This is a genomic window from Sphingobium sp., from assembly GCF_041987595.1.
In the GTDB taxonomy this organism is placed as follows: domain Bacteria; phylum Pseudomonadota; class Alphaproteobacteria; order Sphingomonadales; family Sphingomonadaceae; genus Sphingobium.
In genome coordinates this window covers 14,999-33,823 of record NZ_JBHIWJ010000020.1, presented here as the reverse complement: position 1 = coordinate 33,823, position 18,825 = coordinate 14,999, and the positions used below count along the sequence as shown (strand labels likewise).

22 protein-coding genes are annotated in these 18,825 nt (G+C 61.3%); 10 read left to right on the top strand and 12 right to left on the bottom strand.

All coding sequences use genetic code 11. From position 1 onward, the window contains the following. Nucleotides 1-60 precede the first annotated feature (60 nt). The 10 genes from ACFC3J_RS07645 to ACFC3J_RS07600 form a co-directional block, all read right to left on the bottom strand. On the bottom strand, nucleotides 61-642 hold the full coding sequence (locus ACFC3J_RS07645) for a hypothetical protein (RefSeq protein WP_375195589.1): 582 nt from the start codon (nucleotides 640-642) through the stop codon (nucleotides 61-63). Nucleotides 643-649: 7 nt separating this feature from the next. Next, nucleotides 650-1,252 (bottom strand): hypothetical protein, encoded by a 603-nt coding sequence (locus ACFC3J_RS07640; RefSeq protein WP_375195588.1) that lies wholly within the window; start codon nucleotides 1,250-1,252, stop codon nucleotides 650-652. Nucleotides 1,253-1,471: 219 nt separating this feature from the next. Next, entirely contained in the window at nucleotides 1,472-2,413 is a 942-nt protein-coding gene (locus tag ACFC3J_RS07635; protein WP_240334434.1) for a nucleotidyl transferase AbiEii/AbiGii toxin family protein, read from the bottom strand. An 11-nt stretch (nucleotides 2,414-2,424) separates the two neighbouring features. Next, nucleotides 2,425-3,003 carry a hypothetical protein gene (locus ACFC3J_RS07630; protein ID WP_150295615.1) on the bottom strand — a complete coding sequence of 193 codons (579 nt, stop codon included), beginning with the start codon at nucleotides 3,001-3,003 and terminating at the stop codon, nucleotides 2,425-2,427. Between the two features lie 407 nt (nucleotides 3,004-3,410). Next, entirely contained in the window at nucleotides 3,411-3,575 is a 165-nt protein-coding gene (locus tag ACFC3J_RS07625; protein WP_162854746.1) for a DUF6771 family protein, read from the bottom strand. A gap of 216 nt (nucleotides 3,576-3,791) precedes the next feature. Continuing rightward, on the bottom strand, nucleotides 3,792-4,163 hold the full coding sequence (locus ACFC3J_RS07620) for a MarR family transcriptional regulator (RefSeq protein WP_375195587.1): 372 nt from the start codon (nucleotides 4,161-4,163) through the stop codon (nucleotides 3,792-3,794). 111 nt (nucleotides 4,164-4,274) lie between these two features. After that, the gene (locus tag ACFC3J_RS07615) at nucleotides 4,275-4,904 is read right to left on the bottom strand and encodes a RadC family protein (protein ID WP_375195586.1); all 630 of its coding nucleotides are present in this window, start codon (nucleotides 4,902-4,904) and stop codon (nucleotides 4,275-4,277) included. Continuing rightward, nucleotides 4,847-5,263: a hypothetical protein gene (locus tag ACFC3J_RS07610; protein ID WP_375195585.1), complete on the bottom strand. Its 417-nt coding sequence runs from the start codon at nucleotides 5,261-5,263 to the stop codon at nucleotides 4,847-4,849. Before ACFC3J_RS07610 ends, ACFC3J_RS07615 begins: the two co-directional genes overlap by 58 nt. Nucleotides 5,264-5,343: 80 nt before the next feature. After that, nucleotides 5,344-5,688 (bottom strand): hypothetical protein, encoded by a 345-nt coding sequence (locus ACFC3J_RS07605; protein ID WP_150293352.1) that lies wholly within the window; start codon nucleotides 5,686-5,688, stop codon nucleotides 5,344-5,346. Between the two features lie 63 nt (nucleotides 5,689-5,751). Then, nucleotides 5,752-6,330 carry a sigma factor-like helix-turn-helix DNA-binding protein gene (locus ACFC3J_RS07600; protein WP_150293354.1) on the bottom strand — a complete coding sequence of 193 codons (579 nt, stop codon included), beginning with the start codon at nucleotides 6,328-6,330 and terminating at the stop codon, nucleotides 5,752-5,754. Nucleotides 6,331-6,619: 289 nt separating this feature from the next. On the opposite strand from ACFC3J_RS07600, the gene ACFC3J_RS07595 reads away from it, so the two are divergent. The 4 genes from ACFC3J_RS07595 to ACFC3J_RS07580 all read left to right on the top strand — a co-directional run bounded on the left by ACFC3J_RS07595 (nucleotide 6,620) and on the right by ACFC3J_RS07580 (nucleotide 14,427). Next, nucleotides 6,620-7,048, top strand: a complete 429-nt coding sequence (locus ACFC3J_RS07595; RefSeq protein ID WP_375195584.1) for a sigma factor-like helix-turn-helix DNA-binding protein — start codon at nucleotides 6,620-6,622, stop codon at nucleotides 7,046-7,048. A 6-nt stretch (nucleotides 7,049-7,054) separates the two neighbouring features. Further along, entirely contained in the window at nucleotides 7,055-8,080 is a 1,026-nt protein-coding gene (locus tag ACFC3J_RS07590) for a toprim domain-containing protein (RefSeq protein ID WP_375195583.1), read from the top strand. Further along, nucleotides 7,983-9,998 carry a ParB/RepB/Spo0J family partition protein gene (locus ACFC3J_RS07585; RefSeq protein ID WP_375195582.1) on the top strand — a complete coding sequence of 672 codons (2,016 nt, stop codon included), beginning with the start codon at nucleotides 7,983-7,985 and terminating at the stop codon, nucleotides 9,996-9,998. Before ACFC3J_RS07590 ends, ACFC3J_RS07585 begins: the two co-directional genes overlap by 98 nt. A gap of 130 nt (nucleotides 9,999-10,128) precedes the next feature. After that, the gene (locus tag ACFC3J_RS07580) at nucleotides 10,129-14,427 is read left to right on the top strand and encodes a strawberry notch-like NTP hydrolase domain-containing protein (RefSeq protein WP_375195581.1); all 4,299 of its coding nucleotides are present in this window, start codon (nucleotides 10,129-10,131) and stop codon (nucleotides 14,425-14,427) included. A 73-nt stretch (nucleotides 14,428-14,500) separates the two neighbouring features. On the opposite strand, the gene ACFC3J_RS07575 is transcribed toward ACFC3J_RS07580, so the two are convergent. Continuing rightward, nucleotides 14,501-15,370 carry a MucR family transcriptional regulator gene (locus tag ACFC3J_RS07575; RefSeq protein ID WP_375195580.1) on the bottom strand — a complete coding sequence of 290 codons (870 nt, stop codon included), beginning with the start codon at nucleotides 15,368-15,370 and terminating at the stop codon, nucleotides 14,501-14,503. A gap of 210 nt (nucleotides 15,371-15,580) precedes the next feature. Here ACFC3J_RS07575 and ACFC3J_RS07570 point away from each other — a divergent pair, with 210 nt between their 5' ends. From ACFC3J_RS07570 to ACFC3J_RS07555, 4 genes are all read left to right on the top strand, one after another. Next, a complete protein-coding gene (locus ACFC3J_RS07570; protein WP_100239430.1) occupies nucleotides 15,581-15,787 on the top strand; it encodes a hypothetical protein in 207 nt (68 codons plus the stop codon). A gap of 158 nt (nucleotides 15,788-15,945) precedes the next feature. After that, entirely contained in the window at nucleotides 15,946-17,142 is a 1,197-nt protein-coding gene (locus tag ACFC3J_RS07565) for a DUF932 domain-containing protein (RefSeq protein WP_375195579.1), read from the top strand. A gap of 85 nt (nucleotides 17,143-17,227) precedes the next feature. Then, the gene (locus ACFC3J_RS07560) at nucleotides 17,228-17,434 is read left to right on the top strand and encodes a hypothetical protein (RefSeq protein ID WP_100239428.1); all 207 of its coding nucleotides are present in this window, start codon (nucleotides 17,228-17,230) and stop codon (nucleotides 17,432-17,434) included. A 237-nt stretch (nucleotides 17,435-17,671) separates the two neighbouring features. Continuing rightward, nucleotides 17,672-17,914 carry a hypothetical protein gene (locus ACFC3J_RS07555; RefSeq protein WP_100239427.1) on the top strand — a complete coding sequence of 81 codons (243 nt, stop codon included), beginning with the start codon at nucleotides 17,672-17,674 and terminating at the stop codon, nucleotides 17,912-17,914. On the opposite strand, the gene ACFC3J_RS07550 is transcribed toward ACFC3J_RS07555, so the two are convergent. After that, nucleotides 17,902-18,123: a hypothetical protein gene (locus ACFC3J_RS07550; RefSeq protein ID WP_100239426.1), complete on the bottom strand. Its 222-nt coding sequence runs from the start codon at nucleotides 18,121-18,123 to the stop codon at nucleotides 17,902-17,904. The two genes, ACFC3J_RS07555 and ACFC3J_RS07550, sit on opposite strands and share 13 nt — an antisense overlap. A 221-nt stretch (nucleotides 18,124-18,344) precedes the next feature. Here ACFC3J_RS07550 and ACFC3J_RS07545 point away from each other — a divergent pair, with 221 nt between their 5' ends. Together ACFC3J_RS07545 and ACFC3J_RS07540 are read left to right on the top strand one after the other, a co-directional pair. Continuing rightward, nucleotides 18,345-18,551, top strand: a complete 207-nt coding sequence (locus ACFC3J_RS07545; RefSeq protein ID WP_375195578.1) for a hypothetical protein — start codon at nucleotides 18,345-18,347, stop codon at nucleotides 18,549-18,551. A gap of 79 nt (nucleotides 18,552-18,630) precedes the next feature. Beyond that, a complete protein-coding gene (locus ACFC3J_RS07540; protein ID WP_375195577.1) occupies nucleotides 18,631-18,807 on the top strand; it encodes a hypothetical protein in 177 nt (58 codons plus the stop codon). Nucleotides 18,808-18,825 lie beyond the last annotated feature (18 nt).

The following is an 18,825-nucleotide window of genomic DNA, read 5'->3' as shown; positions in this document are numbered from 1 at the left end:
TTTCTGCCCACGGTCGCCAGTGCATCATCGCTGCTGACGCATGCGTTCTCGCCTATGCTCTCAGACTTCCTCGCTTGGATCCTGGATTTCGAGATGGATGCGCCATCCCTCGAAGGTCATGAGCATGCGACCAAATTGCTCCCAACTCACCTCCTGCCCATCGATGACCAGCAGCGGCATATAATCAGCGGATTCCGGGTCGCAGGTAAGTTGGCCTCGGACGGTCGTTCCCGAAATGGCCAACCCCAGATCGCCTTCGATCAGGTACGTCTTGGCAAGATCATGCCGCATCCGTTCGAGTAGGCGCGTCATGAGATCAAACGGATCGGCGTCCGCGGCGCCATGCACCTGGAATTCGTAACCTTCCCGTCCTCCGCCTTTGACCTCGATAGCCGCAAGCGACAGCATCGTGCCAAGGAGCCGCAGCACAAAATGGAACCGATGCCCGGTCCCGTTCGCATCGGGCAATTCCATTGGCAGGAAGGCGATATGGGTGAAGGTCAGCCCGCTCCGGCGGGCGACCTCCTCGTTATGGCAGCGGCTGCAAAGCTTCCGGTAACCGGCCTCGATGTTCCCGAAATGCGTTATTTCGAAGTCTGGAACGCCGCTATGGCATTCGTCGCATGATATGCGCGGCATCATTCTCCGCTCAACTCCTGCCTGTCTCATCTGGATGGGTATCGCGGGTCCAGGTCAAGCCAACATCGTCGCACCATCGGCACATCGCTGCCTCGACTGCGCGATCCTCATAGGCATACCATCTTTCAAGTGCACCGTTCGCCTCGAGCAGATCTTTGAAACGCCTGTAGGCGCCTTTCCGGCTGAAAATGTCCCGTACGTCCATCTGTGCTTCTGGCAGTTCCTCGGCGACGAATGCGAGCGCCAGCTTTTTCCCAAGGTCGAGGTCGCGTCTATGGGGCACCAGGATATAGCCTGCGGCCTCCGGATCGTCAGGCAACTTCGCAGCATCGCCCATGTCGACACTGTCGGCCAGAAAAAGGATGCGGCCCGTTTCCCTGCAAATATAGGCGTGATGTTCGTCTAGTTGGGAAGTGCTGACAAATTCGAGCGCATCGATGAGATCGCTCAGCAGAATGGGCACTGGCTGACGATTTTCCGGTGTCATGCGCACGACTCGCCAATCAAAGACCGAGAATATTTTACCTTCGGGAAATGGTGGCACATCGTGGCGAACGAAACGAGCATAAGCAAGCCTTAGGGGCGCGCTGTATGGAACTGCGTCCGGCGCCAATTCCTCCGTTCTTCGGCATGCCGTGGACGGTATTCACTCGGGAAACAGCACGCTTCGCAGGTTCTCTACGAGGGCGTTGCGCCGTACGGGCGAGAGTTTGCCGAGATTGTGCATTTTCCAGTTCACTGCGGGCAGAGATTATGCGTTGGGGAAGTCCATTAACGACCAATCCGGCGGCTCTGCGACTTCTGCCTTCCGGCGCCCATGCCCACCGCGCATCTACAGGCGGACGGCATGCTCGGTAATGCGCGCGAGCAGCGCATCGAAGGGTGGCTGACCCTGATAATAGAGGGCTTGGGTCGTCTCGTAGGCGCGGGCAAAGCGCATGCGAAGGCCGGCATCCGCAAGCTGGAATGCCGGATTTTTCGTGATGTCCTTCTCGTCCGCAGCGGGAAAGCGGCGCGACTTGTGAGTGAAATAGGCGTCCGAGCCAATGAAGGCCTGGACATCGGCGTCGTCGAGCAGGCAATAGACATCATAATAGTGACGCAGGAAGTTTTGCGGCATGCCGCCATCCTCGACATGCCGCCGGAATTTGGTCGATATCGTCTGTAGCTTCTCGATGAGCGTATAGCCCGGTTCATAGCAGGGTACACCGATGGCCCGGTTATCCGTCAGATCGTCAAGGCCCGATGCCAGCGCCTTGTCATAGGCCCAGCTGCTGATCAGGCAGGGGCGGTTGGGCGCGACTTGGTCGAAGCCTGCTTCGAGTAGAATGCCGGCCTTCACGCCTTCTGGTAGGCTATGTACGCTCGCATAGTGGAGCCTGATACCAGCGCTGCGCATCCGTCGGTCGTCAAAGGCCTCGTCGCGTTCCACGTTCTCGAAGCCCGGAATCGCGATCCGGGGTGGCAGGCCGTCATAAAATGCTCGTCTTGCCGCGACATGCTGATCCTTGTCCTGGTTCTTTCCGGTCGGGAGTTCGCCGTCCGGCCGGATCAATATGTCGATATCTTCCGAGAAACGATGGATGAGGCCAAAGCCCTTGGACAGCGATGTTCCACCTTTCAACTCGAAGGTGAAGCCCAGCTGTTGCAAGCCCCATAGCGCGTGCATGAGCCAATAGTCCTTTTCCACCAGCGCAGGGTCTATGCCGCGCTCGCGGCCGGCCACGTCGAGCAGGTCGGAGAATTCACTGATCTCATGCAGAAGGATTGGCACGGCGCAGCCCGTCAGGCCTGATCGAGCACGGGCGCAAGCAGGCGAGCGGCGCGGGCGGAGCCAAATTCCTTCACCGCGCGCGCCAGGCGGGCAGGGGCCATATCCCGAGCCTTCGACAGTGCGCGGGGCAGTATTTCTGAACGGTCTTCAGGCAGGCGGTCGAGATTGTGCAGCAGGTCTACCAGCAGCACTTCCTTCGAGAGCTGCCGGGGCACCGATGACCGCATCCTGAAATCATAATAGCGGCCATCCAGCCTGAACCGGCCGTGCCGTTTGAGATTATAGACCACCGGCTCATTATGGAGTTGCGTCGTGCCGACACCCAGGCTGTTGAAGGCGGTGGGCGAAACCATGAGGAAGCGGTCATCGCCCAGGAACGTTTCGACGAGTTTCTCTGGCTTTGCCGGCGCGGCGCCGAATCGCGTCTTGCGCGGCGCCATGTAGACGCCTGCCGACACCTTCTCAAGCCGCCCCTCATCGAGCAGCTGTCGCAGGTGACGATCGACAGCCTTCGACCAGCGCGACAAATCCTTCCGGCGATAAACCTGGCCTGGGCGCAGATGGCGCTTGAGTTCGGAAAGGGCTGACATGGTCTGGTTCTCCGCCGGAGATATAGGCAGATACGCTGTGAAATGCAAGAAATATCATTAAAAATTCATGCAAAATGATCGATAGCGAGGCAGGATATGCCTATGCCTGACGAGGCGAAGTGCCCAATCATGTCAGCGTTGTTCACGATCATCCGTAATGGTTCGCGGCCGCGCCCTCCGCCTTGTTTCGGGGCTTATGTCATCTCGCCCATATCCGCGATCATGTGCCGATCATCGCCTTGCGGCTGGATGAAGGCTCCAAACTGACGTCCTGTTTAAGGATCATTCATTTTCGAAAGTCTGGCTTAGCAAAACGCGGATATGTCAAACCGGGATTGAGCGACAGGGGAGCGGCACCTCCCAGGCAACATCGCCTGCGACCCCTCCATGGTCAGAAACCCCGCCAACTACTTGGCGAACCCGCGCTCACGAATCGCAGCTTCCACCATCGCTGCCAAAACCTCCTCGGCTCGCGCGCGCAGACTGCTGTCCTTTGCGCCAAGATCGTGTCGGATCCATTCGGGCGCCCGCTGCAACATCGTCAGCACAATTTTCATCAGCTCATCGTCCATCGCATTCGCTATGCTTCGGGGTGGCTGAAGGGGCAATAGCCGATCCTGAAGTAATCCAGGGTCGAGCATCGCGGGCCGTTCGTCCGATTTATCCCCTCCTGATGCTATGATCGCGGCTCGCTGGCATGGAAACAGGAATCGACCTGGCGATGAGATGATCCGAAGGGCTGCGATATCTTGTACTGGGGAGCTGACCGGCCCCGTTGGCACGGCATATCATAAGGGCGAGGCCTGACAGATGCCGATCAGCCGATCGAGCAGGCTATTCACTGTTTCAACGCCGCGTTCCGTCATTTCGACCCCGATGCAGCGGCGATCGCGGTCGGACAACTCCCGCATGAGCAGGCCTTGCTTCTCCATTTCCAGGACCCTCCGGTGCGCCGTGGATGGTGAAACATGCGCGACCATATACAGGGACCAAAGATAGACTCCCCGATTTTCGTGCCGCGCGAGATACAGATCGAGGAGCATGTCCCAGATCGGGCTGGGACAAAATTCATAGCCGAGCGCGTCGCCAACGGCATTGCGCATATCGATAAGCCTGCGGCACATCGCCGTCCTGCGGTTTATTGGCATCATCTGCGTCATTTGCGCACTCCCTTCCCGTGGAAGCTGAATTCCCATTTCATGACGAATTGCCGGTGCGTGCCGATGGTGCCGCGTGGGGCTAGGGCGATACCCAGCCGGGGGCGCCGGAACCTACATCAGACCAGCTCTACGAAAGCTCACATATCCATAACGGCAGATCACCAGATGGTCATCGACCGCGATGCCGAGCGGTTGCGCCGCGGCCATCATCCGTTGCGTTAAATTCCGGTCGGCCCGTGAAGGCTCAGCGGTTCCGGCTGGGTGGTTGTGGACCAGGATGATGGTCGTGGCGCCAATTTCGAGGCAACGCTTCATCACCTCTCGCGGATAGAGATGGACTCGGGACACGGTTCCAATCCCCAGTATCTCATCTGCCAGCAACTCATTGGCTGCGTTCAGAAATAATACCCGAAACTGTTCGATCGGCTCGAACGCCATGGCCATGCGGAGATAATCGAGAAGCGCCCGCTCATTCGACACGACGCGCCTTTGCTCGATTCGACCGCGCAGAATATGGTTCATGGTCCTTCGCAGGCACTGGATGGTTCGTTCCACCTCGGGCACGTCACCAAGAATTCCAGTCCTGTCCGCGGCGCGGGCCGCCATTGCGTCGCCCAAGGAGCCGAAGCGATCCACCAGCCGGTTGGAAAGCTCATTGGCTTGAGAGGGGCAGGTAAGGCTGATCAGTTCTTCCAGGGCCCGTCGACACCCCGCCGTTTCACGCGTTTTCCGTGCCGCCATGTCCCCACCGCCAAGAATAGTTGCGCGAACCAGCTCCAGAAGCCGACCGCATCGATATAGGCCCTGGGGACGATGTTCGGCATCGCGCCCCGCATGACATGAACGATCACCTCCGCGAGCAGAAGCCCGGCGATCCAGAGCGGCCAAAATCTCGTGCTTCGGACTGACAGCCATAGAAAAATGCCCAGCATTGCAAGGTCCGTCAAAAGCAAACCCGGTTCAATGTGACGGAACCGGCCGCCAAACGGATCAACGAGGATCACGGACAGGCAGGCGCCGCCGAAGAGGGTGGCCGCCCCGATCCTTTCGGGTCGGCCGCCCCTCATCGCTGCATAGAGGCAGCTCAGGATCAGCAGCATCAGAAATCCAGATTGTCGTGTCATAACAATAGGAAAAGCACAGAGCCGCGCGCATCCGTCAACAACTGCAGGAGCCGTGATCAAGCCGCGCGAAGATAGCGTCCGTCAGAGGGCCGCTCCCTGTGCTGCGCCTTGAACAGATCACCATAGCCGACCTCCGCAAGCCCGACATCATCGTTGGTCTGCTTGAGATTGGCGTGGGTCGCGACAATCTCCTGCCGTGTCTGGGCGATCAGCATGACAGCCGATGCCGAACTGACGAGCGCGTCCTGGCCGATGGCCGCCGCAAAGCGGGCATCCAGCCTGGCAATCGGCAAGGCGGCATTGAGTTCGGCAATCCGGGCTGCCGCGATGTCGATGGCCTCTTCGGCGGCAAAGAGTTTTCCGGCCACGGATTTGGCGATGGTTTCACGTTGTGAGCGCATGATTTCTCCTTCCCGCGTCCGTAAGGAGCGGGTCCTTGCATTGATGATGTGGAAAATGCTGCCTTAAGTGTATGCGCTATTGAGCGCCGTAAGCAGCGAAGCGGCCGACCCTGCCAATACAAGAGCGAGGACGGCAACGGCCGCAATGACGGCCAGGGTTACGATGAGCTTCAGGTCATTGTCTTGCCTCCCGCTTTTGCGGAGCGTCAGAATGTCCCGACGGGCCAGAAGGCGGAGGAGGCTGGAAAAAGCATCCTGTTCCAACGCCGGTGGTTCTGCCTGTGGGGCCTGTGCATCCGCTTGAACATTAGCGGGTTCATCTGGTCCGAAATTATCGGGTTGCGGAAGGTCTAATTTTTGGGGGGCTAAAGAATAGCCCCCGCTTTGGGCGTGCACGAGGGTGGCTTCGTACGCAGCAACCATACGTCCGGCCTCTGTCCGGTATAACTCGCCGCCGAGCCGCTCACGGGCTTTCTGGATCGCCTTGTTGACCGCGTGAAAGGTGGAGTCCAACTGCCTGGCGATCTCCTTCGCCTTATATCCCTTTCCGGCTAACTTGAGCAATTCGCGCTCGCGCTCGCTCAGACGTTCGAGCCGTTCTCGATATGGTTCCCAGTCGATCGGTTCAGGGTCGGACGTCATGACGGTCAATGTCTCCTCCACATCTCTGCCGCCTTGAATGTGCCGCGAGCTGCGATGCGCGATCGGTCGCGCACCGCAGCAGTGTCATGAAATGGAAGTGTAAAAGCAACGAAGAATGGATGCCGAATCGGTCCGTCGAGACGTCCGCCGCGGAGGCAGCCGCGCGAAAGAAGTTCGCCGCATTTACATGATGGGTCTGGATACCGCCCAGTCATAGGGAGGAGGGAAAGAGGGAGGGGTAGTGATGCGGCAAGTGGGTCGCGCTCTTCCCCTCAACCCGGAGATTCCCATGACATGCCGGCTGGTTTTTCAGGCATTGCGCGATCTGCTGGCCGTCGGAACGCTGTGTCGCGGCTCGTTACGCAATGACGCTACGGTGGCGCGGGCGATCAGGGCCTATCTTGCGGCTGCCGAACGTCCAGACCGGCAATGCCAGGCCCTTGCTGAAACGGAACTGGCGGCTGTCTGCGATCGAGTTGGCGCCGACCAGCAGGATGGGTTTTCGCATACACCGGACACTGCGATACAGTCGATGGTTGATGCCATGCCTCCGCTGACCGCCGCGATTCTTGCTCTTCGGGTGCATCACGGCATGGGCGTTGATGCCATCGCCGAGCGATTTGCGATTCCTCGATGGAAGATCCGTAGGCATCTTCGCCGTGCGATCCGCACCATCGCAAGAGGAGCCGTACCCAACGGCCGCGGTTCTTCGGGCTGACGTGGCATGGTTTCGCCGCTGAATGCGCAAGGGCGCGCGATCGTCGAGAAGTTGGGTGGAGTATGGACGCCACAAGGTGGGATGTGCCACTGCCCGGCACATGATGACTGCACGCCGAGCCTCTCCGTGCGGGTCGGCGATCGAGCGCTTCTATTCAAATGTTTTGCCGGCTGCGACACGAGAGACGTGCTGCGCATCGTCCGGGCCATCGATCGCGGCGCCCTGCAATCGATAGCTACCCATTCGCCGCCCGGATCGCCGCCTACATCCTGGAATCTGCGGCGCGCTCATAATCTCTGGCATTCCAGCATTCCCCTCGTTGGAACGATCGGGGAGAACTATCTCCGCAGGCGCGGTATCGAACAGATCCCGTCCTCCATTCGCTTTCATCCACGCGCGCCCTTGGGAAGCGGAAGAAAAGCGACCTTTCGTCCCGCCATGATCGCTGCCGTGCGCGAGCGCCGCCAAATTGTGGCGGTTCACCGCACATTTTTTGCGCTTAACGCGCCAAGAATCGCCGACGACCTGCCCGACTCGCGGTTGATGCTGGGGCGGCCACGACAGGGGGCGGTGATGTTGGCTCCGGCGACCGACATTCTGGGCTTGGCCGAAGGTCTGGAAACCGCGATCTCGGCCATGAATCTGCTCGACATTCCCGTCTGGGCGACGCTCGGCAGCGAACGCCTCCATAATATTGCGCTGCCATCCGGCGTGGCGCAGCTCATTCTCCTGCCCGACAATGATCGGGCAGGCCGACGGGCCGTGACCAAAGCCCTTGCCGCCTATGAACATCCCGCAAGGATCATCCAGACGATCTGGCCGCCCATGGGCATGAACGACTGGAACGATGTCCACAGGATGGAGGGAAGTGGGGGAGGAATGGGTGGCGAGAGGGGACCTGATGGTCAGGTTTCCCTCGCCAGGAGATATATCGATGAACCAGCTTCCCATCCTCGTTCCCGCGGCGAACCTCACCAAATCGCCGTCCAATGTCCGCAAGGCCAGCGACCCCGTCGCCGATGCCCAGCTTGAGGCCAATATCGCCGCGAAGGGCATCCGGCAGAATCTCATCGGCCTGCCCGTTTCCCGCAAGAAGGGCCATTACCGTATCGCCGCCGGCGGCCGCCGCCTCGATGCTGTCCACCGCCTGATCGAAAAGGGCATCTTCGCGGCGGATTATCAGGTTCCGGTATTGGTCCTTCACGAAGCCAGGGATGCGATCGCGACCAGCCTTGAAGAGAATTTCTTCAAGCTCAGCATGTCGGCGGCGGACACCTGCCGGGCCTTTCAGGATATTGTCGAAACCGAGGGAAAGACGCCGGCCGAGATCGCCAAACGCTTTGGCCTCACCGAACGGTTCGTGCTCGGCCGGCTTCGCCTGGCTGATCTCGCGCCCTGCGTGTTCGACGCGCTGCGCGACGGCGAGATCAGCCTGGAGGTGGCCATGGCCTATGGCAGCAGCCCCGATCCCGTGCGCCAGGCGAACGTCTTCGAGGAATTGGGCCAGGGTTATTATCGCGACAATGTGAGCGAGATCCGGCGCCAGCTGGCGCAGGGCAGCTATCGGGGCAGCGATCCCAAGGCCCTGCTCGTCGGGCGCGAGGCTTATCTGGCTGCCGGTGGCCGGATCGACAGCGATCTCTTCACCGACAATGCGACCGAGATGTGGATCGACGGCGATCTGCTCAGCCAAATGGCGGGCGACAAACTGGCGCAGGCCGCCGAGGCGATCCAGGAGCGGGAAGGTTTTGGAGAAATCCGCGTCGTGCCGACAACCCATATCGCCTATAGCGCGACCTGGGATTTGAAGCCGGTCGATGGTGAGCAACCGCCGCTGACGGAAGAGCAGGAGCAGCGCCTGGCGGAACTCAAGGCGGAACTCGAGGGCTTCGACAATCCCACCGACACCGAGGAAAGCGAGGACGAGGCCGAGGCACGCTATGATCGGCTGAATGCGGAATATGAGGCGATCCAGCAACGCGCGCCGATCCTGACCGACGAACAGAAGGCTTCCGCCCTCGCCTATGTCGTGATCGGCCAGGATGGCCAGCCGCGCATCCATGAGCAGCTCTATATCGCCCCATCGGTCGAACCCGTCGACGAGGAGGAGCCGTCCGGCGAGGATGAAGAAGAAGAGACGGCATCAGATGAGGAGGCTCCGGGCCAGCCCCGCATCAGCCAGCGCCTTGCCGATGAACTGGCCGAGATGAAGGCCGAACTGCTCCGCGTCCATGTCGCCAGCGATCCCCGCTTCGCGCTCGACCTTGCCACCTTCACTATGGCCGATGCCGCCACCCGCAAATATGGCAGCAGCGACCTTGCCACAGAACTGCGCGCCAATGCACCTTATTCCCGGCTCACCGGCTATGAGAGCGGGACGCCGGCGGCTGAGGAGTGGATGAAGTTCGACGCCGGACTCGATCGCAGCTGGACCGAACATGCCGATGAGCGGGACCGCTATGACGCCTTCTGCGCGCTGGCCGAGGAAGCCCGTGCCGCTTGGTTCGGCTGGTCGATCGCCCGAACGATGCAGGCCATACCCGCTGGTCGCACCGGGAGCCGCTTCGTCGATCATCTCGGCCAGAAACTGGAAATCGACGTTGCTTCATGGTGGCGGCCCACCGCGACCAACTATTTCGACCGGATCAGCAAGGCGTCGATCCTGTCGGAGTTCGAGGGGATCGGCGGGATCGAACTCAGCAGCCGTTACAGCGCCTCGAAGAAGCATGATCTCGCCCTGTCGGCCGAAAAGCTTTTCTCCGGCGCGCTGATCATCGAGGCGGAGCTCAAGGAAAGGGCGCTGGCCTGGTTGCCTGACGCCATGCGCTTCAGTCCGCTGGTCGATCTGGTGGAAGGCGACATCGAACCGGGCGCAAGCGGTGACGATCTTGTCGCGGATGCGCAAGGGCTGCCCCCGGCTGAGGACGACGACATCGCCCATGCGGCCTGACAGCCACCATTGATCATCCTTGGGGTCGCCGCCTTGCGCTGCGGCCCCTTTTGCATCCGTTCCGTCCGGTCGCATGTGCGGCGCAGGTGGATGCCGACGGACCGTGACGGTCCCCAACCAGGAAAATTGCATGACCCTCCCACTCTTCGCGCCCATCGAGGCGCCCGATGCAGATGTGCCCCAAAAGGTCCGGCAGCTATTCGATGTTGCCCAAACCGTGTCCGCATTGCTGGCGGCCTCCCGGCCGCCCAGCCGCCAGACGCTCAAGCGGCTGATGACGCAGAGCTTTGGAACCAGCGATGCAGCGGGCGGCTGGTCGATGCGCGACGCCTATGACGCGCTCGAAGCCGCGCAGGTCCTGTTCCTTCGCGAGAGCAGGGCAAACGAAGCGGAACCCCGGACCGCTGAGGCGCGGTTTGACAATCTGCTGCTCCTCCAGGACCGGCTTCCGACCCACAGCTATCGTTCCGAGCATCAGGTGGCGATGCAACAGTTCAGCACACCGCTTGCCCTTTCCTGGCTCGTCAACCAGGCGGCGCGGATCGGCGTCGATGATCACCTCCTGGAGCCTTCGTCCGGCACGGGCATGTTGCTGGCCCATATCGGGGCGGCAGCACCAGCGCAAATGACGCTCAACGAACGCGACCCGGCCCGCGCTGTGCTGCTCGCGCTTGTCATGGGCCAGACCGTCACCTCCCATGATGCTGAATTCATCCATGACCATCTGTCGGCGGATATCAGGCCTTCCGTCATCCTCATCAATCCGCCTTTCAGCCGCAGCGAGGGCCGGGGCCGCGACCGTCATGCCGGCGCCCGCCATCTCCGTTCGGCATTGTTGCGCCTGGCGCCAGGCGGACGCTGCGTTGCGATCATGCCTCCAACCTTTGCCGCCGACGGCAGCGGCGCGGCGGCCTATGCCTCGGTTGCCGAGATCGTGCCGCCGCGCGCGGAGATCACGATATTGGGATCGCCCTATGCCAGGCATGGGACGAGCATCGCCGTTCGCCTGCTCCTGTTCGACAAGGGCTGGACGGGGTCTGCGGCCTGTTATTGCGCGCCCGATATCCGCGCGGCGCTTGCCCCTGTCCTGGAGCTGCCGCCAAGGCTGGACACCTCTTTGCCCCCCGAACCCTCCACACCAGTTGCAAGCTCCCGGCCTCGGCCGCCACGCGGTGCCCGCCCGTCGCCGCTTTTCAGCGCGCTTGCGGCGTCGCGCCTTGCGCCGCCCACGCGGCGACCGGATGAGAAAGATGATCTTGAACCCATAAATTATCAGATACTGGACGAGCCGGTGCCGCCGGGCGCGCCGGTTGGCCTCTATACGCCCTGGCGGCTTGCCCGTATGACAATCGAGGGGGCAACGCAGCATCCCGACCAGCTCGTGGAATCCCTGGCCATGGCGTCGGTTCTGCCGCCGGTGCCAGCTTGGCGGCCGATGCTTCAGCGCAGCGCCCGTGCACAGCTGTCCGACGCGCAGCTTGAGACCATCATCCATGCCGGCGAGGCTTTTGCGAGGGATCTGCCCGGCACATTCACCCCGAATAGCGCCGGTGATCAGCTTGTCGAGGATGCGCAGGGGCAGGTCTACCGGTCCGGCTATTTCATCGGCGACGGCACGGGCGTCGGCAAGGGCCGCGAGGGGGCCGGTTGCATCCTCGACCAGTGGAACAGGGGCAATCGCCGCGCCATCTGGATATCGCGGAGCGCAGCGCTGCTCGAGGATGCGCGCCGGGACTGGAGCGCCCTTGGCGGCCTTCCCATCGATATCCAGCCCCTGGACGCTTTCCCGATCGGGCAGCCGATCAGCATGGCGTCGGGCATTCTCTTCCTCACCTATGCAACCTTGCGCTCCGCGCGTCATGAGACCGCCACCCGCCTGCAACAGATACTTGTATGGACCGGACCGGATTTCGAGGGGGTCATCCTGTTCGATGAGTCCCATGCCATGGGCAATGCCGCCGGAACCGAAAATGATTTCGGGACCGCAAAGGGCTCGGACCAGGGCCTGGCTGGCGTCCGGCTCCAAAATGCGCTGCCCCGTGCACGCATCGCCTATGTCTCGGCAACCGGCGCCACCAAGCCGGAAAATCTGAGCTATGCCTCGCGGCTTGGCCTGTGGGGACCGGGTACCGCCTTTACCGATCGCTATGCCTTCATGGCTGCCATGGACGACGGCGGCATTGCCGCCATGGAGATCGTGGCCCGCGACCTGAAAGCCATGGGGCATTATACCGCCCGGGCATTGAGTTTCGCCGGCGTCGAATATGAGCCGCTCGAACATAAGCTGACCGTCGATCAGATCGCGATTTACGACGCTTACGCCGATAGCTGGGCGATCGTGCATCGCGGACTCCAGAAAGTCCTGGAAGCCTCCAACATCGTCGACCGCATGTCGGGCGCGACTCTCAATGCCCAGGCCAAGGGGGCGGCGCTTAGCCGCTTTGAAAGCGCCAAGCAGCGCTTCTTTTCGCAGCTGCTGATCTCCATGAAGATGCCCACGGCGATCAAGGCGTTCGAGGCCGAAATCACCGCGGGGCACGCGGTTGTCGTGCAGCTCGTTACCACCGCTGAAGCCATTCTTGATCGGCGCCTCGCGGGCCTGTCGGCGGAGGAACGCGCCACGCTGGATCTGGATTTATCGCCGCTTCAGATCCTGATCGACTATCTCACATCGGCCTTCCCCACGCGCCAGATGCGGGTCTTCCGCGCCAGCGACGACAGCCTGCGGTCCGAGCCCATGGCCGATGCCGAGGGGCGGCCGGTTCACTGCCAGGAGGCCATTGTGGCGCGCGAAGCCCTGATCGAGGAATTATGCTCCCTGCCTCCAGTTCCCGCCGCGCTCGATGCCGTGATCGCGCATTTCGGGACCAATATGGTCGCCGAGGTAACAGGCCGCTCACGCCGTATCGTCATCGACAGTCATGGCCACCAGAAGGTCGAGCGCCGCAGTGGCCGCGCCAATATCGCTGAAACGCAGGCGTTCATGGATGGGATCAAGTCGATCCTGGTCTTCAGCGACGCCGGGTCGACCGGCCGATCCTATCATGCCGATCTTGCCTGCAAGAGCGCCGATAAGCGCCGCATTCATTTCCTGCTCGAACCGGGCTGGCGCGCCGACGTGGCGATCCAGGGGCTGGGGCGCACGCACCGTACCAACCAGGCTTTTCCGCCGGTGTTCCGGCCGGTCACCACCGATTGCAAGGGCGAGCGACGTTTCATCAGCACGATTGCCCGGCGCCTCGACAGCCTGGGCGCCTTGACGCGCGGTCAGCGACAGACCGGTGGACAAAATCTCTTCGATCCGGCCGACAATCTCGAAAGCGATGATGCGCGCGAAGCGCTGACCCAATGGTATCATCTGCTGGGCGCGGGGAAGCTCGCCAGCGTCACGCTGGACGACTTCATGGACATGACGGGTCTCAAGCTTGTCGACGATGGCGGCGCATTGCTTGAACGGCTCCCGCCGATCCAGCGCTGGCTCAATCGCATCCTGGCCCTGCGGATCGCGACCCAGAACGCCATCTTCGAAGAATATATGGGCCTCATCCAGGCCCGCGTCGACGCCGCGCGTGAGGCGGGGACATTGGATCTTGGCGTCGAAACGATCCGTGCGGAGAAGATCGTCACCCTGACAGATCAGGTTCTGCGGACCGATCCGGTGACGGGCGCAGAGACAAAGCTCATGCGCCTGGAACTCCATCTGCGTCCGCACGCGACCAGTTGGAACCGCCTCATGCATCTCTGGGGAGAGACAAGCGACATCGCCTTTCTCCGCAACGGTCGGTCCGGTCGCGTCGCCTTGCGCGTGCCATCCTGGTCGATCACGGACGAAGACGGGCGGCCCATCGTCATGTGCCAGCTGGTCCGGCCGACTGGTGCATCACGCATGGAAATCGCAGCGCTTGCGCACAGCCACTGGACTGCGATCAGCCGCCAGCCATTCAGGGACCTTTGGGAGGTTGAAGTCGCGGAGGCCGAGGCACGGCTCGATGTGGAAACCATCAGCGTCGCGACCGGTCTGTTGCTCCCTGTATGGCACAAATTGCCACAGGACGATGTTCGTGTCTGGCGGATCGACGATGGCGCGGGATTGTCGGTGCTGGGCCGCATCATCAGGCCATCGGCCCTCGACAAGTTGCAATCGGCGTTCGGCCTGGAACAGGCCATCAAGCTGAGCGCTGAAGAGTTGATCGCCGCCGCTCACAATGGAGAGGGGGCCTCTGTTCCCGGCCTTGGTGGCGCGCGACTGATATCGTCGATCGTGAACGGCACCCGAAGAATGGAGATCCGAGACTTCCAACCCCATGACAGGGAATGGCTGAAGGCGCGCGGCGCCTTCACTGAAATCATCCAGTATAAAACCAGATTGTTTCTGCCGCCTGAGAAGGCGGAGGCAATCCTTAACGCTGTTATCGCTGAACGATGCTGACAAGCGTCGCGCGGCTTACCTTCCAATCATGCCGCCTTCGCCCTGTTGAAACAGCCGAAGGCGGCATTCGCTCTCATGCGGTTTCGGTTGCGGGAGCCGCCGCTTCGCCCGTTGCCGGCGATGTCGGTTCAGCCGAGGAAATCTTGATACCAAGCTTCTTGCGCGCGGCCGTAAGTGCCGCCTTGGCATCAGGCGTCGCCTTTGCCGCTACCGGCTTCTTGCCAGTTTTCGCGGTGGCCGGGCTTGCCTTCGCATTTGGCTTCGCTGCCTTTTCAGCCGTGGCCGTCTTGGCAGGCTTCGCTTCCGCCTTGGGCTTCGACGCCTTGACGGAAGGCTTGCTGGAAGCGGCTGCTGCCTTCGGCGTCGACTTCGTCACTCCATTGTCGGTGACTGCTGTCGCAGCCGGCGTCCCGGCCGTTTCAGAAGCTACTGCGGCCTTGGCCGGCGCAGCGGCAGCCTTTGCGCTGGCCTTTTTCCCGGAAGCGGGCTTCGAAGTTGGTGTCACTGTCTTTGCCGCCGGTGCGGCTTCCGCTGCCCTAGCTGCGGCGGGCCGCTGACCAAGACCGTTGCGCTGGGCGACGTCGCGGCGCATGTCCGCATAGGCGGGCGCTACCATGGGATAGGCCTTGGGCAGACCATAGCGTGCGCGATATTCCTCTGGTGTAAGCCCGTTTGCGGCCAGGTGACGCTTCAACGTCTTGTAGGGCTTGCCGTCAATGAGGCTGATCAGATGGTCCTTCGACGCGAGGCTCTTGCGAATGCTGACTGCGGGAACATATTCGACGGGTGCCGCTTCCGTAGCGGTAGGCTCGTCGACCAGCGCTGCGCGCGTCGACTGGATGAGGGCGGCAAGGTCAGAGCTCTCGACCCTGTTATTGGCGACATAGGCGCTCAGCAACTGAACGGCCAAAGTCGTGGTGTCGGTCTGTTCGGTGTCAGCCATGAGGATATTTCCTGGGATATTGAGAAGGAAGTGACCCTGGACTCGGGTCAGTTGCGAAACGGTAAAGCCATGCTCCGTTCAGTTCGCGGAGTCAAAGGAAAGACGACGGGCTGAGTCAATGGTCGCCATGTTTGATCGCGCCAAATCGCACGATCAAACAACCCCGGATACAGAACTTCATGCCCCATCCGCTACCGGGAGCACTTCGTCATGATCATTTACCAGATGCAGCAGTGGGCGATGGTCCGTGCCCGCGAAAGCGGCGAGATCTTCTGTCTCATCCAGGATGTCGATGGCAGCATTGCCATCTTCCCAGAGAATGAAGTCATCGCTCGCGGGAGGAACTGTGTTGACGCCATTGTCTGGTCTACCGCCTTTGCAGAGGATGCGCTGATCGATCCTGTATTGCGTGCCTGAACCGGGGCCGTTTTTCGATGAGGATATGACGCGAATATTCGCGCTTGGATGGTCTGTAAGACCGGGCAGCGAGGCAGGAACGGGAGGGAAGGGGGCGGAGTGGATATGGACCGGGTGTCGATGCGCCCGATGTCCAGCCCGAATGAGGAGATCATCCCATGTCCAGTCTCATCCCGCACGATGATGAGTCGCCTGTTGGCGGCGCCTATCGCGTCGACATCTCGCGCGGCCGCAATATCGGCCGCGTGTCCTCCGAATGGTATTCGCGTCCCGACGATGAGAAGTTTCTCTCGCTGACCGATCTTTATGACAGTGTCCGCGCCCGCGCCGACCGTGCTTCGACCCGGATCGTCGAAAGCAGGGCGGTCCGGGTCGAAGCACGGTCCGAAGATCCCGAGCGTCTCAGCCTGTTTGTTCCCGGCGACGACCGTCCTGTTGCGCCCACCAACTGGTCCTTCGGTCAGCTGTCAAGCCTGGTCGGTGCGCCGGCTTCCTATCTCCGCTCGCTGCCGGCGGCTCTGGCTGGCATCAATCTCCAGCATGGCCTGCTCGCCCATCGCGGTGAACAGGTGAAGCTGCTCCAGACAGAAGAAGGGCGCACGGAACTGCGGGCTGTTACCGGGCCGGATTATGGCCGAATCTGGGATCATGAACTGGTTTCCGCGGTCATGAAGATCGCAGGCAATGGCGTTGGCGACACGCGCTGGAAAGTGCCGGGCGTGCTTGACTGGGGAAACATGCATTACAACCCCTATGTCGATGTGACCCGCGACACGACGACGCTCTATGCATCTGATCGCGACGTCTTCCTGTTCCTGGTCGATGACACACACCCGATTGAAGCGGGTCGGCTTGCCAATGGCGATCCTGATCTCTTCTTCAGGGGCTTCTATTGCTGGAACTCGGAGGTTGGTTCCAAAACCCTTGGCATGGCGACCTTCTACCTCCGCGCGGTGTGCATGAACAGGAACCTGTGGGGCGTGGAGAATTTCGAGGAAATCTCGATCCGCCACTCCAAATTCGCCGCCAATCGCTTCGCCCTTGAAGCCGCGCCGGCGCTTGAAAATTTCGCGGATTCCTCAGCCCGAAGCTTTATCGATGGCATTCGCACCGCGCGCGAGCGGATCGTGGCGCGCACCGACGAGGATCGCGAGACTTTCCTGCGCAAGCAGGGTTTTTCGAAGGCTGAAACCGGCAAGATCATTTCGACGGTGCTGGCCGAGGAAGGCCACCCGCCCGCCAGTCTCTTCGATTTCGTCCAGGGCATCACCGCCCATGCGCGGACGAAATCCCATCAGGACAATCGCCTCGACGTCGAGGTCAAGGGGCGCAGGCTCCTCGAAAAGGCGCACTGAGCGCCTGACGTCAATCCGCTTTTTCGATCCCCTTCGGCCCCGGCGCCCGCCGGGGCCGCAATCACTCTTGCGAAAGGATCCCGTCATGGGCGCTTCCCCTCAAATCCAGACCTTCCTTGTCGAAGTCCAGTTCCTGAGCGGTGACGAGCAATATGGGATGGAACTCTACACGATCGACGCGCCGAACTGGTATCGCGCCGAACAGCATGCGCTCGAACGCTCAGGGATGAGCGTTTATGATAACCCGCTGATCCCTGATTTGCGGCGCCGCGCTATTGCCAGGCAGGCCTGAGAAGGATGGATCGATCACCCCGGGATCGGTCCATCTTCAGTTCGCACTCTTGTTAGATTCTTCAAATCCGGAGCATTTCCCATGTCCTGTTCCTCACGCGGGCTGGCATCCTTATTGTCAGCTTCTCCATCCTCAACCGGAACCCATCCAGAGCTGCGAAGTCCGAATGGCGAACTTCCAGCGCTGCCAGGGGCGGACATCGGGCGGTACTGCGTCCTTGCCACCTCTCATCTCTCCATGGCGACCGCAGCGGTGCTTGACAGTTGGACCAACGGTCACGCGCATGAGGCGCCGATCACCGTTGCCCGGAACGCGCGTGGCTGGTTTGTCGCGACGAGGCAGTTTGATCCCATGCGGGAATGTTTGCTTCCCAAGGATCTTCTGGACGCGGTCCGCCTGGCCCGCAGCCGGGGCATAGGCCTGCTGCATTTCGATTGCGATGGCCCAGTGCTCGCGGAACTGCCCGTTCATGACTGGTAATCGGCTGGTCCTGCCAACAACGCCTTCAGGCGAGCATCGAGATGGATCAAGCGGTCGGCGGCAAGCTCGGCCACATTGGCCTGGATCACATAGCCTTGCTGCCGCAGTACATCGCCCAGATCACGGACAATCGTGATCAGGTCCGGGGTGGAGATGCCACTGTCCAGCATGCGGAGTATCTCACGTTCCTCTTCGTCAAGTTCGCGCATAAAGCCTCCCCGATCTGCGTCGATCCAAAGGGTGGTTGAAATCCTGGAGCATGGCCGGCTCGGGCGGGATTGCCATCGGCGCCGAGTCTGGCATGCGCCGAGAATAATATTTGACGCGCAAGACCACAACGGCGCCATTGGCCGGCGATCGGCGATAATCTGATCGATCCGTCCTCGTCAGGACTTCGTGGCGCGATCCTCTCTTTCATCGGAGGTCCATCATGGACATGATCGTTACCCGCGTCCGGCTTCCGGGCGCGGCGTTCCTATTCCAATATCGTGCGCTGGTGCCATGGGCGGCACTCTCAACTGACCGACAGGCGATGCTGCCCTCGGTCCTTGGTCCTCATATAGCGGGCCGGCCTCAATGTGTACGCATCGCACCGCTGATCGCGCCCGATCGCTATTTCGCCATGCCGGGAACCTGAGCGGTCCTCTCTGGCCTGCCGCATCGGTCTTGTGGCCCGGCGGGTCGAGACGCTGGTTGTCCGGGCGGTTTTTCCCGAAATGACCGCCGATATGCTGCCGATCCATTATCACGGCGATCATGAGGCGGGCGATGCCTGCCATTGCGTTCCGATTATGGACCTCGCAGATGCATTTGATCGGCTCGAGCTGGCTCTCGATGCGCTGATGGCGTGCGATCTCGGACTTTACCAGGGCGACGCCCAAAACGCGGCCTGAGCTTCACAAGAAAGGATC

Coding starts and splice junctions, on each gene's coding strand:
- ACFC3J_RS07575 (WP_375195580.1), bottom strand. CDS start 15,370: ATGGCTGACACCGAACAGACCGACACCACGACTTTGGCCGTTCAGTTG.
- ACFC3J_RS07610 (WP_375195585.1), bottom strand. CDS start 5,263: ATGCTGCTGATCCTGAGCTGCCTCTATGCAGCGATGAGGGGCGGCCGA.
- ACFC3J_RS07605 (WP_150293352.1), bottom strand. CDS start 5,688: ATGCGCTCACAACGTGAAACCATCGCCAAATCCGTGGCCGGAAAACTC.
- ACFC3J_RS07580 (WP_375195581.1), top strand. CDS start 10,129: ATGACCCTCCCACTCTTCGCGCCCATCGAGGCGCCCGATGCAGATGTG.
- ACFC3J_RS07600 (WP_150293354.1), bottom strand. CDS start 6,330: ATGACGTCCGACCCTGAACCGATCGACTGGGAACCATATCGAGAACGG.
- ACFC3J_RS07615 (WP_375195586.1), bottom strand. CDS start 4,904: ATGGCGGCACGGAAAACGCGTGAAACGGCGGGGTGTCGACGGGCCCTG.
- ACFC3J_RS07625 (WP_162854746.1), bottom strand. CDS start 3,575: ATGGACGATGAGCTGATGAAAATTGTGCTGACGATGTTGCAGCGGGCG.
- ACFC3J_RS07550 (WP_100239426.1), bottom strand. CDS start 18,123: ATGCGCGAACTTGACGAAGAGGAACGTGAGATACTCCGCATGCTGGAC.
- ACFC3J_RS07645 (WP_375195589.1), bottom strand. CDS start 642: ATGATGCCGCGCATATCATGCGACGAATGCCATAGCGGCGTTCCAGAC.
- ACFC3J_RS07590 (WP_375195583.1), top strand. CDS start 7,055: ATGGTTTCGCCGCTGAATGCGCAAGGGCGCGCGATCGTCGAGAAGTTG.
- ACFC3J_RS07630 (WP_150295615.1), bottom strand. CDS start 3,003: ATGTCAGCCCTTTCCGAACTCAAGCGCCATCTGCGCCCAGGCCAGGTT.
- ACFC3J_RS07570 (WP_100239430.1), top strand. CDS start 15,581: ATGATCATTTACCAGATGCAGCAGTGGGCGATGGTCCGTGCCCGCGAA.
- ACFC3J_RS07545 (WP_375195578.1), top strand. CDS start 18,345: ATGGACATGATCGTTACCCGCGTCCGGCTTCCGGGCGCGGCGTTCCTA.
- ACFC3J_RS07585 (WP_375195582.1), top strand. CDS start 7,983: ATGAACCAGCTTCCCATCCTCGTTCCCGCGGCGAACCTCACCAAATCG.
- ACFC3J_RS07555 (WP_100239427.1), top strand. CDS start 17,672: ATGGCGACCGCAGCGGTGCTTGACAGTTGGACCAACGGTCACGCGCAT.
- ACFC3J_RS07560 (WP_100239428.1), top strand. CDS start 17,228: ATGGGCGCTTCCCCTCAAATCCAGACCTTCCTTGTCGAAGTCCAGTTC.
- ACFC3J_RS07620 (WP_375195587.1), bottom strand. CDS start 4,163: ATGACGCAGATGATGCCAATAAACCGCAGGACGGCGATGTGCCGCAGG.
- ACFC3J_RS07595 (WP_375195584.1), top strand. CDS start 6,620: ATGACATGCCGGCTGGTTTTTCAGGCATTGCGCGATCTGCTGGCCGTC.
- ACFC3J_RS07540 (WP_375195577.1), top strand. CDS start 18,631: ATGACCGCCGATATGCTGCCGATCCATTATCACGGCGATCATGAGGCG.
- ACFC3J_RS07565 (WP_375195579.1), top strand. CDS start 15,946: ATGTCCAGTCTCATCCCGCACGATGATGAGTCGCCTGTTGGCGGCGCC.